This is a genomic window from Levilactobacillus yonginensis (assembly GCF_003946265.1).
Classification (GTDB): Bacteria; Bacillota; Bacilli; order Lactobacillales; family Lactobacillaceae; genus Levilactobacillus; species Levilactobacillus yonginensis.
Genome location: NZ_RHNO01000004.1, coordinates 153512 through 171016 on the forward strand (window position 1 = coordinate 153512; position 17505 = coordinate 171016).

The window sequence follows — 17505 nt, forward strand, 5'->3', positions numbered from 1 at the left end:
GCTGAATTAGCCTTCAGCGGAGGCTTTCATTTGAACATCATCATTCTTAGCCAGTTGTTGTTCCGCTTGTTTACGAGCCGCAACGGCATCGTAGAAGTCGGTAAAGGTCTGGTTCAGGATATAACGTCCGTGGTAGAATAAGCGTGCGGCCCATTTACCAGAACGCTTATCAAAACTCACACCGATAACACCGGAAATATTTCGGGAACTAATCTTAGTCAAAGCAGCAACGTTGGAGCCATTCACCAATGGGAGGTTCATGGCATTGCCGATTTGCTTACGGGTCCGGGGATCCTTAGTTAAGCGTTCCTTACTAATGTCGCGACGGTAACAACCGCAGCTAACGGTAATACCGTGGCGTAAGCGGTAGCTATCCACCGCCACCAAGTTGCCGCATGAACATTTACACAACCAAGTTGCGTTGCCGTTCTTAGCGGTACCGTCACGACGAATAACCGTCAGTCTGCCGAATTGTTCACCAGTTAAGTCTAGGAGTCTCATGGGTAATTCCTCCATTCAAAATTTCAAAAAGGTCTGTCGTTATGCCGTTCTCCCCGTGAATGAACTGAGTTCCCCTGACAAAAACATCCTCACTTAATTATTCTACACGCCAAACTAAAAGTTAGCTTAAAGTTTTAAACATTTCGTCGTTCAATGGGTAATGACCCACACCGTTAAGTTATACTATAACTAATCAGTAGAAAGAAGGCAATAATTATGATTTTAATCAGTACAATCTTAATTAATTTAATTGGTCTCGAGCATATATTCATCATGTGCTTAGAAATCTGGGGGAAACCTGAGACACAAGTCAAGGTGTTTGGCATGCCCCTTAGCTTTGTTAAACAGGCCCCGGCAAAAGCAGCCCTGGGGAACATGGGAATTTACAACGGGATGCTAGGGTTCTTAATCTTAGCCAGTCAACGCGTCCTGACTACCGAACCACGTTTAATCATTAGCTCACTTTTGATGATTTTTGTCGTAATTGTGGCCCTTTTTGGTGCCTTCACCGTTAAAAAAGATATATTTTGGCTACAAGGAATGCCGGCGTTACTGACGTTTCTCGTTTTACTAACCTTAATCTTTTAAAAGAATCTTGTGTTTTACGGTTTACAGGCCTTGCTCACCACGTTATAATGTAGATACATATTCAGGTGAGAGCCTGCCACGGAACTTCAATCGTTGGAGGAGTTAATTGACATTTTGCCATTATTAACACCATTGAAGCCGTACACATACTTCTATTCTGCTGGTTGCGTCTATTCGTAACTAGCTTTTTTTATGGCCTTTTTTAAAGAAACAATCCCATCACCTGCCGCATGTCGGGTGATGGGATTGTTTGAGCTATTAATGCTTTGATTCCCCAGCTATCAGGGATCAACACTTTTTCTACATTTGACTAGCAGCTAGCCACAGATGAATCATGTGGTAAATAACCAGCGCCATCATCCCAACAAATAAAACACCACCAAGATAATACAGATAATACATCACTGGATGTTTCATCCCATTGCCCCCTCATCGACCTTTGTTGCTCCAAGCCTATCACGGGTGCGTGCTGTGAATGTACTGTGGGTCTTAGTACTTGTACTGGACTAACTAACTGATGAAACTTCTCGACGTTGAGCGGCAGCAATAATGGCCTCCTGCTCGGCAATCGTGGCCGTAAAGCGGGTCATCATTTCGCGTTCGACTACCTGGGCACCGTGCTGCTGTGCTCGCCAACTGATCATCTGAAACTTTCTACGCTCGTTTGACAGCTCTTCCGTTAACATTTGGCTCCCCCCAAACTCTAATCGCCAGTGTTCTCTTACTTGTCCCCTACATTATAACAAATTATTTTAGCCGGTCTACCCTAAATGGATAAAAAATACAAAAAATTTACATAAACCCATTTACTTACATCCCCCGATATGACGCCGTTATTATTAGATTGCAAATCCATTTATGGGTAATTTATTGACGGTTCATTATATAATTGGTATAGGTGTCACGTGCAACCGGTTGACCGCTAGTCACTCCTTATCTTTGCGCAACAGTTTAATCAGTCAACAGTCAGTGGTTTAGCTCTATCGAAAGCCCTTACATTTATACAGCGAATTCATTGTTTTTTACCCAGAAACAGCGTAATCTAGAGGTAAATATAAGGAAAGAAGTTGACCTCTTTGGCCATTGACCGTAAAAAATTTCCACCACTGTACCGAACCGTTGCTATCAATGATGACGGCCTTGAAAGTCACTCCTACGTTCCAGGTGGCCTGGATGTCCTGACCAGCACCCCACTCAATGACCAGCCGGGAGCAAATCCAGAACAATTCATTGGCTTGGCGCTTAGCACCTGCCTGAATGCCACACTGGAGGCCATCGAAAAGCGTCGTGACCTCCCCCACACCTCACAAGTTCACACGATTGTTGAAATGGCCCGGGATCAGCGCGGTTTTCAATTTTACCTAACCGCTCAGATTCGCTTACCTGGCGTCGACCAAGAAACCGCGGAAGCAATGGTCGATCTAGCTGAACGGCGGTGCCCCGTTGCCAAACTATTGGGTGATAGCGAAAACGTTCACGTTGAGCTCGTTAAGGAGTTCTCACCGGTTCCTGCAGTGACTGAATAATTAGTCCAAAAAAATGGGCCACACTCCCTAACTCAGTTAGGGTCGTGTGGTCCATTTTTCGTTAGCGTCGGCTGAAACGTTCTCTTAGTCGTTCCCACCACGAACGTTGTGTAGATTCTCCATACACAAAGGATCGTGGATGCCGTGACGCCCGCTTGTCATCGTGGCCATCATCCATGAAGACAATCTTGCGCCAGCGCTTTGCTTCCTCATCACTCATGCGCTTTTTGCTCATTGACTTCAATCTCCTTCTTACCACCACAGTTAGTCTGTGGCGTTTACTCTCTTAAACCGTTCACTACTTTTTCATCCGTGTCACTTGACTAAAGTCTTGAATAAACTGCAAGATTTGCCGAGCACGGTCATTTCCGTACACGTCGACCCATCCCTGAAACCGTTTATTGATTCGCTGCCGGATAACCCGTTCAGCCTTGGCTCCCTCAGGCGTCGTCAACAAGTACAAACGCCGCCGGTCATTCTCATCCGGCCGCTGCTGTAGATACCCCTGCTTCAACAATACTTTGATCTGCCGTGAGATAGCGCTGCGGGTCACTTGCCGTTTACTGGCAATGTCCATCAGTGTCACGTGCTCATTACGGGTAACGTCCCGTAGAATCAAGTATTGCTCAAACGACAAGTGAAACTCTTTAGCCGGTTCTGAAACGAACTCGTCTAAATACTTGAGTGAATTCATGTAGACGTCGATAAAAGCGTCCAACAAAGGTTGTTCTTGCTCAACCATAATTACCCACCTACATTTCTCAAAATACGATTTTTATCTTAGCATTTACGCCCACTAAATACCAGCTTTTTCGCGCTAGATAACCGGTGGTCTGGACCAACCTATGCTAGAATAATAGGTAAGCTAACCGAGGGGGAAAATGCATCATGTCACACGTAAAATTTATCACAGCAATTAGCAGTCTGTTGCTCCTAGCCGGTTGCGGTACCGTCAATAAATCCGGTGCCACCAAGCCGTCCAGTCAGCAAGAACCTGCTACCAGTAAGCGTAACGATCAATCGCATAAAACCAGCACCAGTCACACCAGTAGTTCAGCTAGTTCGCACACGCAAGCCAAGACGGCGACCTTTGCCAATCAAACTTTCACAATTAAAGATGTCGCCTTCAAGATTACCGCCGACAAGATTACCACCAGTGCCACCGCTAACCGGAATCTATTCGTGCTCTATTATACCGTAACCAACAACGGAACGCGCGATGTCGTGCCTAGTGACCTGTGGCAATCCGCGGTTAGTGCCACCCAGAATGGCAAAAAATTAGGGACTGGGAACCTGGCATTTACGACCAGCCAAACCCAGGATAACAACAAACTCAATCGTACCGTAATGCCGGTAAAGCCCGGTAAGACGGTCACGGGCTTGGCTACGTTTGAGCCAAAAGGTAACCAAACCATCACGGTAATCTTTAAGGATACCCATAACCAGACCGTTCACCAGAGCACCTATCCTTTAAACTAACTTAATAAATCTTGTAACTGAAAGGACACTTCTATGCCGCAATTGATTGATCGAATTCATCAAGTTGAGCTGGGTAATCTGGAACAATTCATTCAGCTCTGTGACGATCTGCATCTGCCCTACTTTTTAATGGGCGGTTCACTCCTAGGCGCTATTCGCCACCAGGGGTTCATCCCCTGGGATGACGACGTGGACGTTGGTCTGCTGCGTGCCGATTACGACCGGCTCCTAGCAGCCGCGCCCGCCGCCTTAGCCGGGACGCACTATTTTCTCCAAACACCTGCGAGTGATGAAAACTATGCGCTCAGCTATGCCAAGCTGTTAGACCGTAACACCTATATCGAAGAAAAAAACAATGTCAACAATGCCCGCAAAGGCATCTTCATTGATATCTTCCCGTTGGATCGAATTTCTGACGACCTCACTGCCCAGCGTGAACAGCTCACTAAATTCCAAATTTTAAATACACGTTTACTCTTCCAGCTACGCTATCACTTGGTCGACAATCCCTTACGTAAATTACAGAATCCGCTTAATGCGGACCAATTGGCCGAGGCCCGTTCGCTCAAAGCCGAGCGACAAGCAGTTATGACGCAATACCAAGCACAGTCACAGCTGACTCAGGTCAAGAATCTGGCCTCTCAGTACAGCTATACCAAAGAGGTGCTGACCGTTCCGGAAGTCACCAACCTAACCACCGTTCCGTTTGAGCATTTGACGGTTCAGGTGCCAGCTGACTATGCTAACATTTTGACGCGTATGTATGGCGATTACCTGCAACTCCCCCCGGAAAACCAGCAAACCGAAAAACATTTGGAACGGGTCATCATGGATAATCAGGTATTCACCGATTAAAAACTAACTCAGAAAGTAGATGATTTTATGGCTGACGATTATTTTGGCGCAATGCTTGTAAATGTTTCCAGTCTCGAACTGTCGATCGTGAACTTAAAGACCGGCACCCAAACGGAACGGGTCAAGTCGACTGTCGCTATTGGGGAAAATATTTACAACCATGAAGAAATCAACTTTAAAAACGTGGCGGACGCTGCCGAAGCCTTACGGGGCTTCATGCAAGTCATTAAGGACTACGGCGTCACCCATTATGAACTGTGGGGATCACAAGCCCTCTCTTCGGCGCCCAATGCCGAGTTCATTCGTGATCAACTCTTCGTTCGGACCAGCCTCCACATTAAATGGCTATCACTCGGACAGGAGTCCTTTGTCCGTAATGAAGCGATTGCCCTCCACTTTGATCAATATCACGACTTAGTCAAAGACCACGCCGCAATTATTGGGATGAACTCTGGTAGCACCACGCTATCCTTCTTCGCCAACGACGCCTTAGTCGCTTCACACAACATGAAGCTGGGGCCAGTTCGAATCAAAGAGGTACTCCAAACCTTGCGAGCCACCGCACCTAATCCCGTCGATGTCTTGGACGACTACATTAATAGCAAAGTCGATGACTTTTACCGCTTCTTACCAGACAACCTGCAATCGACAGCCAATGAAGTCATTTTGATTGGTGCTTCACCACTCAACACCTACTTCATTCCCCGGGGCCAAGTCAGTTACACCCTGACGCTCAAGGAGTTTGCCAAGTTTGCGCATGAAGTGTCTGGGGCCTCCAATCAATTCTTAATGGAGCGACTCCACCTCAGTGAAGAAAACGTCGAAATTATTCTCCCAGTGGTTCTCCTGATCAAAAAACTTCTGACCGTAGTTCACGCTAAGGAGCTCCACCTGGTCAACCTTAACGTGCTGGAGGGCTTAACCACTGACCGCGCCATTGCAGCTGGCTACCACAAATATCATTTTGAAAACCAAATTCTGGCGGCTGCTGACGACCTCGCCCGCCGTTACCGGGTCGAACCCAAACACATGGAACTCGTTCGGCGCTTTGCCCTGCACCTCTTCGATCAGCTGCGGCCACTGCATCATCTCACTCCCCGCGACCGGCTTCTGCTCCAGGTTGCCAGCATCGTCCACGATATTGGCGGATTCATTGACACACATGAGCATTATTTTCACTCAGACTACGTGCTTAAACAATCTGAAATGTTGGGACTTTCCGCTGAAGAAATTCAGATTATCGCAGCGGTATCCCGCTACCACAGTACTCGCACGCCGGGCGAAGACCTCGCCCATTTCCGCTTGTTAAGCCCAGAAAAACGACTGACCGTCGCCAAGCTTTCCGCCATGCTACGGCTGGCCGACGCGCTAGATGATGCCCACCAACAAACCATTCAAAAAATTTCAGTTTCCCTGCGAACCAACAAAGTCATTATCACTGTCTACAGCGATGATGAACTTTCCCTCATCCGGTGGGCCTTCAATTTCAAGGCCGAATTCTTCACGGATGTCTTTGGCTTACAGCCCGTCTTAAAACAAAGGAGGTTACACAAATGACGTTGGATTTTACAAAGCCTAAGTACTACACCAATCGAGAACTCAGTTGGCTCGACTTTAACGATCGAGTTCTTGAGGAGGCTCGTGACAAAGCGAACCCCCTACTCGAACGGGTACGATTCTTAGGAATCACGCAAAGTAACGTTGATGAATTTTTCATGGTCCGCGTCGCCTCACTGTCTAAGCTGGCCGCCGTTAACTACCCCAAGCCAGACGCATCCGGAATGACCGCCGAAGACCAATTACTAGCAGTTAACGCCAAGGCGCACGACCAGGTGATCAAGCAATACTCGACCCTAAATCGAATGTTATTGCCCGCGCTAGCCAATTTGAATGTCCACTTATTAACGCCGGACAATTTATCCGCTCAGCAGTCCCGGTTTATTGAAAAATACTTCAACGATGAAATTTCACCAGCCCTAACCCCCATGGCAGTCGACAGCTCCCGCCCCTTCCCGTTCATTGGCAACAACACTTTAAACATTGCCATGCGACTCTTCAAAAACGGGGACAAGAAGGACCGGCGTTTTGCAACGGTTCAAGTGCCAGAAATCTTTCCTCGGACCGTCCGGCTCCCTGGGGCTGACAATGATTTCATCCTGTTGGAAGACATTATCAAAACCTTCATCGGGAACCTCTTCATTGGCTACCAAGTCAAGGAAGTAGCCAACTACCGAGTTATCCGGGATATGGACTTGGATGTGGCCGAAGAAGATACGTCCGACCTATTAAAGGAAGTGGAACACCAACTCAAGAAACGGGAACATGGGAGTGCCGTTCGGCTGGAAGTAGAATCTGGCATCAGCCAGTCTCTACGGAAGCGCTTGACCGCTGCGATTAAGATCGACGACTATGCCGTCTACGAAATTGGTGGCCCCATCGATTTAACTTTTCTCAGCAAGCTCACGAAACAGATCAGTGGCCACGCTGAAGAAAGCTACCCGGCCTTCAAATCGGCCGACGTTCCCGGCCTCCAGCATGACGACGATATCTTCAAGACTATCCGGCAACACGACGTTCTGGTCCATCACCCATTTAACTCCTTCTCAGCGGTCACGGAACTGATTCGCCAAGCTGCCTGCGACGACGGCGTTCTGGCCATCAAGATGACCCTGTACCGGGTCTCGGCTAACTCACCTATTATTAAATACCTCGGGAGTGCCGCTCAGAATGGCAAGCAGGTCACCGTTTTAGTAGAAGTTAAAGCACGCTTTGATGAAGAGAACAACGTCCACTGGGCGCAACAACTGGAAAAGATGGGCTGTCACGTTATCTACGGCCTAATCGGGTTGAAGACCCACTGTAAGTTGGCCTTAATCGTTCGGCGGGAACCCGATGGGATCCGCCGCTACATGCACATGGGAACCGGGAATTACAACGACGTCACTGCCCACTTCTATACTGACTTGGGCCTCATGACGACCAACACTGATATGGGAATCGACGCCTCTAACATTTTCAACATGTTATCCGGCTATTCAGAACCCCCTTACTTCCATCAGCTTCACATGTCACCCGATGGGATTCGCGACTTCATCGTGTCCAAAATTGATCAGGAAATTGCGAACGCCAAGAGCGGTCAAGCGGCCTGGATCGAAATGAAGATGAACTCCCTCTCCGATTCAGCCATGATTGCCAAACTCTACGAGGCCTCCAATGCTGGTGTCCAAATCAAACTCATCGTCCGGGGGATTTGTTGCCTGAACGTGGGCATCCCCGAATTAAGTGAACACATCGAGGTCCACTCCATTGTCGGCCGCTTCCTAGAACACAGTCGCGTTTATGGCTTTGCCAATGCAGGTGATCCTCAAGTTTACTTGTCCAGCGCTGACCTCATGACCCGAAACCTCAATCGGCGGGTAGAACTCCTCTTCCCAATTTTAAAGGATGACCTGCGGCAACGGGTCTTTGACATTTTCTCAACGCTCTGGCATGATAACGTCAAGACGCGTGTTCTGACGCCTGACCGAACCTTCACCCGGGTGGACCGGCGAGGCTTAGAACCACTAGACGCACAAGAAGAATTCATGCAGCAAGCTGAGCAGAAAACGGCCGCGAATACGACCCGGCAACCAAAAGAAACGAACGCGCCGCGCCAATTCAAACCGATGCTCAGTCCTAAGAACCAACCCAAATCCCCCATTGATCGGAGTATTGAATAAATGGAAAATTTAGTCGTTATTGACTTAGGCTCCAACTCGGTTCGTATGACCATTAGTGAAATTGACGAGGCTGGTACCCCCAATACCGTCAACCAGGTCAAACGCTACGTCCGTCTCTCAGAAAACATGGGAACTGAACAGGTCTTACAACCCGAGGCTATCGACCGAACACTGGAAGCTTTACGGGAATTCAAAAAAATCTATGCTGAATTAGATGCTCCCAAAATCAAGGCGGTTGCCACAGCAGCCGTTCGTCAAGCCAGTAATCAAAAGCAATTTTTAAAGCTGGTCAAAGATGAACTTGATCTCACGTTCGACGTCATCTCTGGGACCACCGAGGCGCGGTATGACTACCTGGGAGTCGTGAACACGCTGCCAATCATCAATGGCTTACTGGTCGACACTGGTGGGGCTTCTTCCGAGCTCATCCTGGTTCAAAACAGGCAAATGAAGCACGTTGTCTCAATTCCACTGGGTTCGGTGACCCTGTCACAAGCCTACCTGGAAAGTGACAAGGTTCAGGCTGACTCGCTCTTTTCAGCGATGACTTTCGTGAACAACGTCTTCAACGATGTCTGGTGGTTAAACGAGGCTAAGAACCTTCCTGTCATCGGATTAGGTGGCGCCAACCGGACATTAGCAAAGATCAACCGGCGGAATAAAAACTTCTTGAATTTTGAAGACGTTCACGGCTACAAGCTTAGTGCCGATGACGTTTACGCCACCCTCACCCAACTGCTCGGCCTCAACTTGGCTGAACGGAAAAAGGTCCCGGGACTCTCCAAGGACCGGGCCGACATCATCATCGGCGGGTTGATTCCCGTGGCCCTGCTGATGCGATTGTTAGACTCGCAACAGATCACCTTCTCCAACGCTGGTCTGCGTGACGGTATTTTATTTGAACGCATTGAGCAGATTAAATCAGCAATTGATTAGCTGCCTGCTGGGACTTGTATAAATTAGGCAACCAGCATTGATGAAGAAAACTTAAGAGGTCCAATTCACTTTCGAATTGGACCTCTTTTCTGTATTCTGATTTTGAATTTAACAATTGCAATTCATCCAATTGCGATAGCCTAAAACCGTGTGCATTATTTGCTTGATTCTATGATTGATGCCCTCTATTGGGATGTTGGAAACGGGTTTTTGAGTACATGCAAAAAAGATGGATCAAATTAAGTCTGATTCATCTTATACTTAGGCAATTCATTTAATTTGGGTAATAATTAGGAAGTTTATATTAATAGCCTGCGCTTTACGTCTTGACTAAATATCTTTCGATATCAATAACTTACTGAACTTCAAGGATTTAATTCCGATAGTTCATCATTAATGCAATTCTTTTATTTTGAAATTTAGAATCCAAATAATTAACGACAAAACCACTATCACTGGAATGAAAAATCCTAGTCCTTGTGCCATGAAAAAGATCAGAATAGACACGAACAATGAACTTATCACACTCCAATTAGTTACCTTCTCAGATAGTCGAAATCCTAACCACAAGTTAACTAATATAAGGAACATCAACCCAACTTCTAACCACATAAGTGCATCAGCCCAAATAAATGACGGATCAACTGTTTCAACCGTATTTACTTCAGCGTCAGCGTTTACAAGGTACCATAGGCCTACATAGATAGTTATCATTGAAGCTAGTATTCTTAATCCAATCGTTACTGTTTTTTTCATCATACACGCTCCCCCTCTTCCCGATAACTTTTAACGTTTTAAGGCCAATTTTGCGTCACCCCACCACTACGTCTAACTTATCACCAGTCTGGTATTTAAAGCGTTCTTTGTCAATCTGTGTTAGCAAAGGAATCTTAAGGGGGCAATTCCCTTTCAAATTCAATTTAAATTCGACAACTAAAATTTAGCCAATTTCGATAGTCCTAAACTGTGCGCTTTATTTGCGGATTGTGCTTATTTACAGCTATTCCGAACCTAGTAGCCATCATCGCCAAATCTGATGTCGATTAGCTACGCTCACTTGAGCCTTGATTTCTGACCAGTCCCGACAAATACTTTCTAAGCAAAAGAAGATAATGAGCACAAATACTCATCATCCTCTAAACTATTATCTAAAATTATTTACTAAATAACTGCTATTTCAAATCTGATCAACTTGCCAGTCACTCTGGTAATTGCACAATATAGGGCCCCAGTTTCGGTACCTCAACGATTTCAACTGCTGTCTTAAACGTTTGCGCCAATAACGGTGCTGTTCTTAATTCAGTGGGCGTCCCGCACTTAACCAGCCGACCGTCCTGCAATAGCCACAGCCAGTCACTGACCCTGAAGGCCTGGTTAATGTCGTGAAGTACCTGAATCACAGTCATCCCCCGCGCGGCCAAATCCCGGAGCTGAGCCATCAACGCTTGTTGATAGTGCACATCCAAGTAAGTCGTCGGCTCGTCCAAGAGGAGTACCCGCGGTTCCTGGGCCAACGCCGCAGCTAGCCAAACGCGCTGTTGTTGGCCCCCCGATAGATTTTGAATCAAGTCGTCTGCCAGGTCGGCAAGTCCATTAGCTTCAAGATACGGGGCCACTTCTGCCGGGGGCACCTGTGACAATAGCCCGTGATAGGGTAAGCGGCCAGTTGCCACCACTTCACGGACTGTCAATTCATCAAATAACTCGTGTTGCTGAGTCACTAGCGCCACTTGTTGAGCGAATTGGCGCTCGGATAAGGCACGGCTATCTTTGCCAGCTACCAACACCGTGCCTTGCTGAGGGAGTAACCGCCGAGCCAAAACGTTGAGTAGCGTCGACTTCCCCGCACCGTTGGGACCAATGATCGTGGTAACCTGCCCCTCAGGAAAAAGGCCAGATAAATCCACCAATCCCGTTGCTTGCTGGGGGTATTGGTAACTAATGTGTTGACATTCCATGTAGAACTCGCCCCCGTTGTAAGAGAATAATAACAAACGGTCCACCAATGACGGCCATCATCGTTGCTGCAGAAATCTCACTGGGGACAATGACCGTCCGTCCCAGCGTATCCGCAGCTAACATCAACCAAGCACCAACCAACATTGAAAATGGCAGGAGGGTTTGGTAATCATGTCCTACGATTCGCCGCGCAACGTTGGGAACCACGATTCCGACAAAGGGAATGACTCCAACAATGGCCGTGACACTGGTCGCTAAATAAGTGGCTAAAAGTAACAGGCTCCATCGGAGAACGCTAACGGGAATACCAACGTTTCTAAGGGCATCATCGGGTAATTTAAGGTAATTAGCCCAGGGTGCTAGTATCAGTGCTACAAAGAGGCCTAAGACCCCTAGAATGAGCAGAATCGTCGTGTCAGCCCACGTCATAGCATTAAAGGTACTCTGACTGACCTGGGTGGCCCCACCACTCAGCAATTGCTGTAAGCCCACAAACGTGGCATCTAACGCCACCCCAACAATAATGAGGCGGTACGGATTACTGAGGGCTTTACCGTTGGTTAAAATCATCAGCGCCACCAGGCCACCCAGAATGGCCATCACCCAGGAACGCCCTGGTAACCAGGGAACCAGCATCGCCCCACCTAATTTGAAGAAGTCAGCTGCCGAGCTAATTCCTAAGATACTCGGGTCAGCAATGGGGTTCCGGAAGACCGCTTGAAAAAGGGCCCCGGCAACCGCTAGACTCCCCCCGCAAATCAAACTGCTTAAAATCCGGGGAACCCGCAAGGAAAAGACCGTGGTAAAATCGCGACTGGCTGGCGCCCCCACAATTCTGCCCAGCTGGCCCAAACTGATCCAGGTGGTGCCCGCCATTAAAGCTACCAAGATAGTGATGCACAGCAGGGTCAGAACCCCACCATACCACCAGCCTGCGTTGTTTTTCATGTGGCCGCCCCCTTCGGATACAGCCACTGGCTGACCTGATTCAAGGCTGGCACAACGTTCATATTCGCCGTGGCATCAAAGGTTGGCTCGTGTAGGTCATAGACACGATGTTGCTTAACAGCCGCTGTCTTAGCCCACATGCCATTCTGCTTGAACTCCTGCTTAAACTGTTGGGTAACCATTGCTGGCATGGCGTGTTCCAACCGCAAGATCACCTGTGGATTCGCCTTTTGAATGGCTTCTTCGTTCGGTTGTAAGTACTCCTGCTTCGGTTGTGCAAACACATTTTGGCCGCCAGCCAATTGCACCAGATCACCCACGTAAGAATGATTGGTTGCCACCATATAGTTGGCACCAGGCAATCCCATCAAAACAAGTACCCGCGGCGCTTGCCGGTGTTTAGCCCGTCGCTGGGCCCGTTGTTTGGCCTGTTTGATCAGCCGCACCTGTTTAGTAGCGGCCGGTTGTCGATCATATTTTTTTCCTAACTGAGTTAGCGTCTTTTCAAGACTAGCAACGCTAGTGAGATTGAGGAAATGTGGCGTCACATGTTGTTCTTTAAAGGCTTTCCCAAACTGATCATCCAGTGTCGTTACCGAATACACCGCCGTTGGTTTTAACGAAGTGATTTTTTCGACACTAGGATTCATGGGATTCCCCACTTTAGTTACGTGTTGATACTGCTTCGGTAATTTATTTTGAGTCGTTGGTACCCCAACCAGTGGTAAATTCAGTTTATCCGCAATCTGAACGATAGCGTAGGTGGTGGCAACGATCCGTGGCTGCGCTTGCTTTTGCCGTTGCCGTTGCCAAGCAATCCCACCACCAACTACTCCCAAAACAATCAGGACAGCCAACGTGATCAGTCCGATTTTTCGTGGATTTTGCATATAAGACCGACCTCCTAATGACGTCCGAAGTACCACCAACTACCACCGCCGACCAGGACAACGATTGCCACAATTCCACCAATCAGGCCACCCCAGTGAGTCTTTTGAGCGGGAACCTTAGCAGCGCTGTCTGCTTCCTGAGAATGCGCTGCGGAAGAGGTGCTGGCTTGCTGACTGGCGCTCGTTTTGGAACTAGTAGTGGTCTTAGAACTCCCCGTGGACGGTTTATTGCTGCTGGCCGAACTAGCTGACGTCTTTTTTGATGCAGACGCTGCGTCTGCTTTGGTAGTTGCCGGCGCCGGCGTTGTTGTTTTAGCGGTCGACGTGTTAAGTGCTGGTAACCCTTTGGTTTGAAATTTAAACGAAATATTGTGCTTAGCCTTGTAAACCTTGGGCACGTAAATCGATAACTTCGCATTGATTCGTGACTTCAAACTCGTGGTCGTAAACGAATAGTAAAGATGGGAATTTCCGGCAGCGTCCTTTTTCTTCTGAACGTCCTGCGGGGCTTGACCATTCACTGAGGTCACCGTGACCGGCCAACTGGTCAACTTTTTAGCCGTTTTGATGTCCATGGTCACAACGTACGCGTGATTCTTAACAACGACCTTAGCTGGACGAACAAAATATCCACTCGCCATTGACGTTTGATTCGTACCGTACTTCAGTGCCGAATAGCTGATAGCTTGCGCATGCGCGGTCGCTGGCTTGGCCCAGTAAACCCCAATGCCAACCATGCAGAGAATCAGAAGTAAGTTTAGCAATTTACGCATGGCGCTTACCTCCCCAGATAATTAGCATTCCCAAAAGAACACTCCCCACTAGGGTTGCCACTAAGTTGTTCTGGTGACCAGTCTCTGGTAACTTGGCGGCATTAGTTGCGTGGTCAGCGGTCGGTGCGGCAACAGACTTCGCCACCGTCTTCTTGGGCAACGCACTTACGTTAGCTGCTGAAGCTAGGTCAGCGGCACCACTCGCTGCAAACCGAAAGCGCACAGGGAACGTTTGACTAATATTCAGTGCCGGCACCGTCACGTGGATCTTACCGGGAATCAGGCGCTTGGTCAGATCTCGTAAGCTCGCAATCGTAAAGGTATAGGACATCGTATAATTGCGACCACTCTGCCCGTAGCTGACATTCTGCGGTGACTGACCATTAATAGCCTCTGGCACAACTGCTTGTGAACCCAATTTTAGCGACTTCGCATACTTTACATTCAGTGTAACTTGATAACCGTTCTTGGTTGGCACCACCTGGGCAACGTCCGTGTAGTACTGATCAGCGTCAGACTTCTTCATCTTATCGCCTTGGATCACCTGATATTTCCAGTATTCTGCTGCCTTGGTTGCCGGTTTAGAAACGGCAGAAGTAGCTGTCGTACTCTTGGTCGTTGTCGCTTTCGGCTTGTCAGCTATTGAATGACTACTTGAACTAGCCGATGCTTTCACCAACTTTTCTGCTTGGCTTAACAAGCTAGTTGCTGTGGTGTCCGATGAAACCAATTTGGCCTGGTCCCAGTCAAGCACCATGCGAGCTGACTCCTTCATTGCTCCCATTGGCGTTGTCAAATTGAAAGAAGTTGCCAGTGGACTAATTGGCTTGGCCAAGCTAAATTGGTAAATCGCTTGGCTATCAAGCGTTTTTGCTAAGGTCAGCGTTGCCCCGGCGACTTTCATTGATTTGATATACTGCTCACCGTTCGACGTAATCATGACCGTATACTGACCGTGCTGCACGCGAACCGCAGCCGTCTCGCCAAAGAAAGCGTTGGCTGAGGAGGTGGCACTTGAGTCGGCTTTAATAATTTTCATGGGTACCTGATAGATGCCATCGTCTAGGGTTGTCGCAGCGTGGGCAGCTTGCGTTTGGCTGAAGCTCACCGCAACGAGGCCCAGTATCAGCAATCCTACGACTCGTAAAAATCGTCTAAATCGTTGCATTATTGCTCCCCCATTTCTTTATTTGAATACGCAAAAAATCACTACCGACCTGGCAGTGATTTTTTCACTTACTTAACGGTAACGGTCTTCGTTACGGTCTTGTAGCCGGCCTTAGAAGCGGTAACCTTTAACTTCCAGCTCTTCTTGACGGCCTTTTTCAGCTTGACCGTGTAAGCCTTCTTTTTACTTGTCACTTTGCCTAAAGTCGTCGTTCCATGTTTAACGGTAACTTTAGCACCCTTAGTTGTGGTGCCAGTAACCTTCTTGCCTTTAGCCTTGATCTTCTTCGTACTTAACTTCACTTTAGTTGTTGCTGCTAACGAACTCGTCTTAAACTTAAGCGTGGCAGATTCTTTCATGACTTGCGGCATATTGGGAATGCTCAAAGCAAAACTAATGGTCTGACTCTTTTTCAAATTAACGTTACTAAACGTATAAACGTTCCCGGTCGAAGACTTGGTCACCTTCGCCTGTTTACCACCCAACGTAATTGATTGGATCATCTGGTTAGCTGCTGCCGTAGTCTTCAAAGCCACTGACGTCTTCTTGTTTTTAGCAACCACATTTGCCTTCAAACTAAAGTAAGTCGCCGCATCAGAAGGCGTGCTGGTCCCCGTCTTGAGAATACTGTAAGCCACACTGTACTTACCATTTGCGAGTTTAGCCGCATTCAGGCTAGCCGCTTGCGCAGTTGGTGTTGGCGTAACCACCTGACTCAAAGGAATGCCGGCACCCGCACCTGACAACATTAACAACGCACTTAAAACGGTTAAAGATTTTTTCATAAGTATAACTCCCTCCAAAAAGTTAGAAATATGTAGATATGTGAATCCGTTTTCATAGTAGCACGATTATTAATTGAGTACCACACTTTTGCGCCCTATTTATAAAAAAAAGTACGGGTTGAGATAACTTTTGACTTATCGTATGCTAACTGAGTTCCCATTCAATTGCACGAAAAAAGGTTCAGGATTATTCATCCTGAACCCTCTTAACAACTGCTCCGGCTGGGATCGAACCAGCGACCTCTTGATTAACAGTCAATTATTCTACCGCTGAACTACGGAGCAAGAATTGCTATGAATTAGTTATAACACGTATTCAGGGGTAAAACAAGTGAATTATGAAATTTCTATGAGATTTTTTCTAACCAATATGATTTTCGTGCAGAATGGCTTGAACTTCATCCTGAACTTCGGTTGGTTTTTCCCACTCCTGAAAAGTTTTAAAGTCCTCTTCTGGCATGGTGTAATGCTCATTAACATAGTCTTCATAGGCTTGGACGTGAGGCGTATGGGCAATGTTCAACTGAAGAATGCGAACTTGCTTGATCAATCCACGTTCTACGGCTAACTCCGCCCGACCATTTTGAACCATATTGCTGACTTCCATATACTTACTGCCATCTAGTCGGGTAATTTCCTCGATTAATGTAAATACTTCGTGACTTTTCATCACTACTCACCTCCGCACAATATTCTATTATACCGTGATTTTAGACAAAACAAAACCACTACCAGGGAATGGCAGTGGTCGGCATAAGAGAGAAAGAGAATTGATTAGAAGGTAATTATTAATACCTTACGTGTATAATATACCGACATTTGTAAGCGCTGTCAACCGCTTTCTGAAAATAATTGTCGCATTTATCGATTTTTTTATTAAAAGGTGAGCTGTACCAACGTTTGTGACGGTTGAAAAGAATTTATTTTTCTTCCCTGCCATCTTCCCGTCTAAAAGTGCATAATAAAAACCACCCGTTAAACGGGTGGTTTTCTCGAGGGCTATAAGCCCTGGGTACCGGCCAGCGTCTCAAGGCGCTGGCTTTTGTGTGTCAAAGCCAAATTGCGTTTGCCACTTTTGCTGCCGCTTTAAGCGGCGTTTGTATTACCTACCTTGACCCTTGAAAGGGTCCTCGTACTCCCGAACACTGAGCTTATCCACCGCCTTGTCATGTTTTTCTTGGTCACGAATATATTTTTTGATGGTGGCCTCATTCATACCCACCGTGCTTACATAATAGCCTACTGACCAAAAATGTCGGTTCCCAAATTTATACTTCAAATTTGCATGCTGATCAAACATCTGTACTAGTCCCTGTCAAGTTGACGGATGAAATACTATAATTTTTGTAGATTTGATTAAGCGGCTTCACCGCGGTAT

Annotated in this window: 19 protein-coding genes, 1 tRNA gene and 1 pseudogene; 7 read left to right on the top strand and 14 right to left on the bottom strand. The window is 47.2% G+C overall.

Annotated features, from left to right (window positions below; all coding sequences use genetic code 11):
* Positions 1 to 6: 6 nt before the first annotated feature.
* Complete coding sequence (locus EKM87_RS03710; protein ID WP_125681973.1) at positions 7 to 501, bottom strand: alcohol dehydrogenase; 495 nt, start codon at positions 499 to 501, stop codon at positions 7 to 9.
* A gap of 216 nt (positions 502 to 717) precedes the next feature.
* Between EKM87_RS03710 and EKM87_RS03715 the strand changes: the two genes are divergently transcribed.
* Positions 718 to 1089, top strand: coding sequence for a DUF1304 domain-containing protein (locus EKM87_RS03715; protein WP_125681975.1), 372 nt, complete (start codon positions 718 to 720; stop codon positions 1087 to 1089).
* 506 nt (positions 1090 to 1595) lie between these two features.
* Here the strand turns inward: EKM87_RS03715 and EKM87_RS03720 are convergent.
* Positions 1596 to 1775, bottom strand: coding sequence for a hypothetical protein (locus tag EKM87_RS03720; RefSeq protein WP_125681977.1), 180 nt, complete (start codon positions 1773 to 1775; stop codon positions 1596 to 1598).
* A gap of 390 nt (positions 1776 to 2165) precedes the next feature.
* Between EKM87_RS03720 and EKM87_RS03725 the strand changes: the two genes are divergently transcribed.
* A complete protein-coding gene (locus EKM87_RS03725) occupies positions 2166 to 2615 on the top strand; it encodes an OsmC family protein (protein ID WP_125681979.1) in 450 nt (149 codons plus the stop codon).
* Positions 2616 to 2913: 298 nt separating this feature from the next.
* Here the strand turns inward: EKM87_RS03725 and EKM87_RS03730 are convergent, their stop codons facing one another.
* On the bottom strand, positions 2914 to 3357 hold the full coding sequence (locus EKM87_RS03730; RefSeq protein ID WP_125681981.1) for a MarR family winged helix-turn-helix transcriptional regulator: 444 nt from the start codon (positions 3355 to 3357) through the stop codon (positions 2914 to 2916).
* Positions 3358 to 3503: 146 nt separating this feature from the next.
* Here EKM87_RS03730 and EKM87_RS03735 point away from each other — a divergent pair, with 146 nt between their 5' ends.
* From EKM87_RS03735 to ppx, 5 genes are read left to right on the top strand one after another with little or no spacing between them, the layout of a single operon-like run.
* A complete protein-coding gene (locus tag EKM87_RS03735; RefSeq protein WP_225428387.1) occupies positions 3504 to 4094 on the top strand; it encodes a DUF5067 domain-containing protein in 591 nt (196 codons plus the stop codon).
* Between the two features lie 33 nt (positions 4095 to 4127).
* Positions 4128 to 4949 (top strand): LicD family protein, encoded by an 822-nt coding sequence (locus tag EKM87_RS03740; protein ID WP_125681985.1) that lies wholly within the window; start codon positions 4128 to 4130, stop codon positions 4947 to 4949.
* 27 nt (positions 4950 to 4976) lie between these two features.
* On the top strand, positions 4977 to 6506 hold the full coding sequence (locus EKM87_RS03745) for a Ppx/GppA phosphatase family protein (protein ID WP_125681987.1): 1530 nt from the start codon (positions 4977 to 4979) through the stop codon (positions 6504 to 6506).
* 2 nt (positions 6507 to 6508) lie between these two features.
* Positions 6509 to 8668 (top strand): RNA degradosome polyphosphate kinase, encoded by a 2160-nt coding sequence (locus EKM87_RS03750; RefSeq protein ID WP_263853765.1) that lies wholly within the window; start codon positions 6509 to 6511, stop codon positions 8666 to 8668.
* Entirely contained in the window at positions 8669 to 9604 is a 936-nt protein-coding gene (gene ppx, locus EKM87_RS03755; protein ID WP_125681991.1) for an exopolyphosphatase, read from the top strand.
* A 108-nt stretch (positions 9605 to 9712) separates the two neighbouring features.
* Here the strand turns inward: ppx and EKM87_RS12705 are convergent, their stop codons facing one another.
* The 11 genes and pseudogenes from EKM87_RS12705 to EKM87_RS03810 all read right to left on the bottom strand — a co-directional run.
* On the bottom strand, positions 9713 to 9835 hold the full coding sequence (locus EKM87_RS12705; RefSeq protein WP_125682020.1) for a transposase: 123 nt from the start codon (positions 9833 to 9835) through the stop codon (positions 9713 to 9715).
* 162 nt (positions 9836 to 9997) lie between these two features.
* Complete coding sequence (locus tag EKM87_RS03765) at positions 9998 to 10363, bottom strand: hypothetical protein (protein WP_125681993.1); 366 nt, start codon at positions 10361 to 10363, stop codon at positions 9998 to 10000.
* 440 nt (positions 10364 to 10803) lie between these two features.
* Positions 10804 to 11562 (bottom strand): ABC transporter ATP-binding protein, encoded by a 759-nt coding sequence (locus tag EKM87_RS03770; RefSeq protein ID WP_125681995.1) that lies wholly within the window; start codon positions 11560 to 11562, stop codon positions 10804 to 10806.
* On the bottom strand, positions 11543 to 12511 hold the full coding sequence (locus EKM87_RS03775; protein ID WP_125681997.1) for an iron ABC transporter permease: 969 nt from the start codon (positions 12509 to 12511) through the stop codon (positions 11543 to 11545). The genes EKM87_RS03770 and EKM87_RS03775 overlap by 20 nt, the downstream gene beginning before the upstream one ends.
* On the bottom strand, positions 12508 to 13401 hold the full coding sequence (isdE, locus tag EKM87_RS03780) for a heme ABC transporter substrate-binding protein IsdE (RefSeq protein ID WP_125681999.1): 894 nt from the start codon (positions 13399 to 13401) through the stop codon (positions 12508 to 12510). The genes EKM87_RS03775 and isdE overlap by 4 nt, the downstream gene beginning before the upstream one ends.
* Positions 13402 to 13415: 14 nt before the next feature.
* On the bottom strand, positions 13416 to 14174 hold the full coding sequence (locus EKM87_RS03785) for an NEAT domain-containing protein (protein ID WP_125682001.1): 759 nt from the start codon (positions 14172 to 14174) through the stop codon (positions 13416 to 13418).
* On the bottom strand, positions 14167 to 15342 hold the full coding sequence (locus EKM87_RS03790) for an NEAT domain-containing protein (RefSeq protein ID WP_125682003.1): 1176 nt from the start codon (positions 15340 to 15342) through the stop codon (positions 14167 to 14169). Before EKM87_RS03790 ends, EKM87_RS03785 begins: the two co-directional genes overlap by 8 nt.
* 68 nt (positions 15343 to 15410) lie before the next feature.
* Complete coding sequence (locus tag EKM87_RS03795; RefSeq protein WP_125682005.1) at positions 15411 to 16127, bottom strand: NEAT domain-containing protein; 717 nt, start codon at positions 16125 to 16127, stop codon at positions 15411 to 15413.
* Positions 16128 to 16340: 213 nt separating this feature from the next.
* Positions 16341 to 16412, bottom strand: a tRNA-Asn gene (locus EKM87_RS03800).
* Positions 16413 to 16488: 76 nt separating this feature from the next.
* Positions 16489 to 16797, bottom strand: a complete 309-nt coding sequence (locus tag EKM87_RS03805; protein ID WP_125682007.1) for a hypothetical protein — start codon at positions 16795 to 16797, stop codon at positions 16489 to 16491.
* 432 nt (positions 16798 to 17229) lie between these two features.
* Positions 17230 to 17424 (bottom strand): annotated as a pseudogene (locus EKM87_RS03810) (transposase); the annotation flags it as partial.
* Positions 17425 to 17505: the final 81 nt, after the last annotated feature.

Bases quoted from the DNA above. Each gene is read 5' to 3' on its own strand.
- EKM87_RS03710 (WP_125681973.1), bottom strand. From the start codon at position 501: ATGAGACTCCTAGACTTAACTGGTGAACAATTCGGCAGACTGACGGTT.
- EKM87_RS03715 (WP_125681975.1), top strand. From the start codon at position 718: ATGATTTTAATCAGTACAATCTTAATTAATTTAATTGGTCTCGAGCAT.
- ppx (WP_125681991.1), top strand. From the start codon at position 8,669: ATGGAAAATTTAGTCGTTATTGACTTAGGCTCCAACTCGGTTCGTATG.
- EKM87_RS03720 (WP_125681977.1), bottom strand. From the start codon at position 1,775: ATGTTAACGGAAGAGCTGTCAAACGAGCGTAGAAAGTTTCAGATGATC.
- EKM87_RS03730 (WP_125681981.1), bottom strand. From the start codon at position 3,357: ATGGTTGAGCAAGAACAACCTTTGTTGGACGCTTTTATCGACGTCTAC.
- EKM87_RS03765 (WP_125681993.1), bottom strand. From the start codon at position 10,363: ATGATGAAAAAAACAGTAACGATTGGATTAAGAATACTAGCTTCAATG.
- EKM87_RS03775 (WP_125681997.1), bottom strand. From the start codon at position 12,511: ATGAAAAACAACGCAGGCTGGTGGTATGGTGGGGTTCTGACCCTGCTG.
- isdE (WP_125681999.1), bottom strand. From the start codon at position 13,401: ATGCAAAATCCACGAAAAATCGGACTGATCACGTTGGCTGTCCTGATT.
- EKM87_RS03770 (WP_125681995.1), bottom strand. From the start codon at position 11,562: ATGGAATGTCAACACATTAGTTACCAATACCCCCAGCAAGCAACGGGA.
- EKM87_RS03790 (WP_125682003.1), bottom strand. From the start codon at position 15,342: ATGCAACGATTTAGACGATTTTTACGAGTCGTAGGATTGCTGATACTG.
- EKM87_RS03745 (WP_125681987.1), top strand. From the start codon at position 4,977: ATGGCTGACGATTATTTTGGCGCAATGCTTGTAAATGTTTCCAGTCTC.
- EKM87_RS03735 (WP_225428387.1), top strand. From the start codon at position 3,504: ATGTCACACGTAAAATTTATCACAGCAATTAGCAGTCTGTTGCTCCTA.
- EKM87_RS03795 (WP_125682005.1), bottom strand. From the start codon at position 16,127: ATGAAAAAATCTTTAACCGTTTTAAGTGCGTTGTTAATGTTGTCAGGT.
- EKM87_RS03785 (WP_125682001.1), bottom strand. From the start codon at position 14,174: ATGCGTAAATTGCTAAACTTACTTCTGATTCTCTGCATGGTTGGCATT.
- EKM87_RS03740 (WP_125681985.1), top strand. From the start codon at position 4,128: ATGCCGCAATTGATTGATCGAATTCATCAAGTTGAGCTGGGTAATCTG.
- EKM87_RS03805 (WP_125682007.1), bottom strand. From the start codon at position 16,797: ATGAAAAGTCACGAAGTATTTACATTAATCGAGGAAATTACCCGACTA.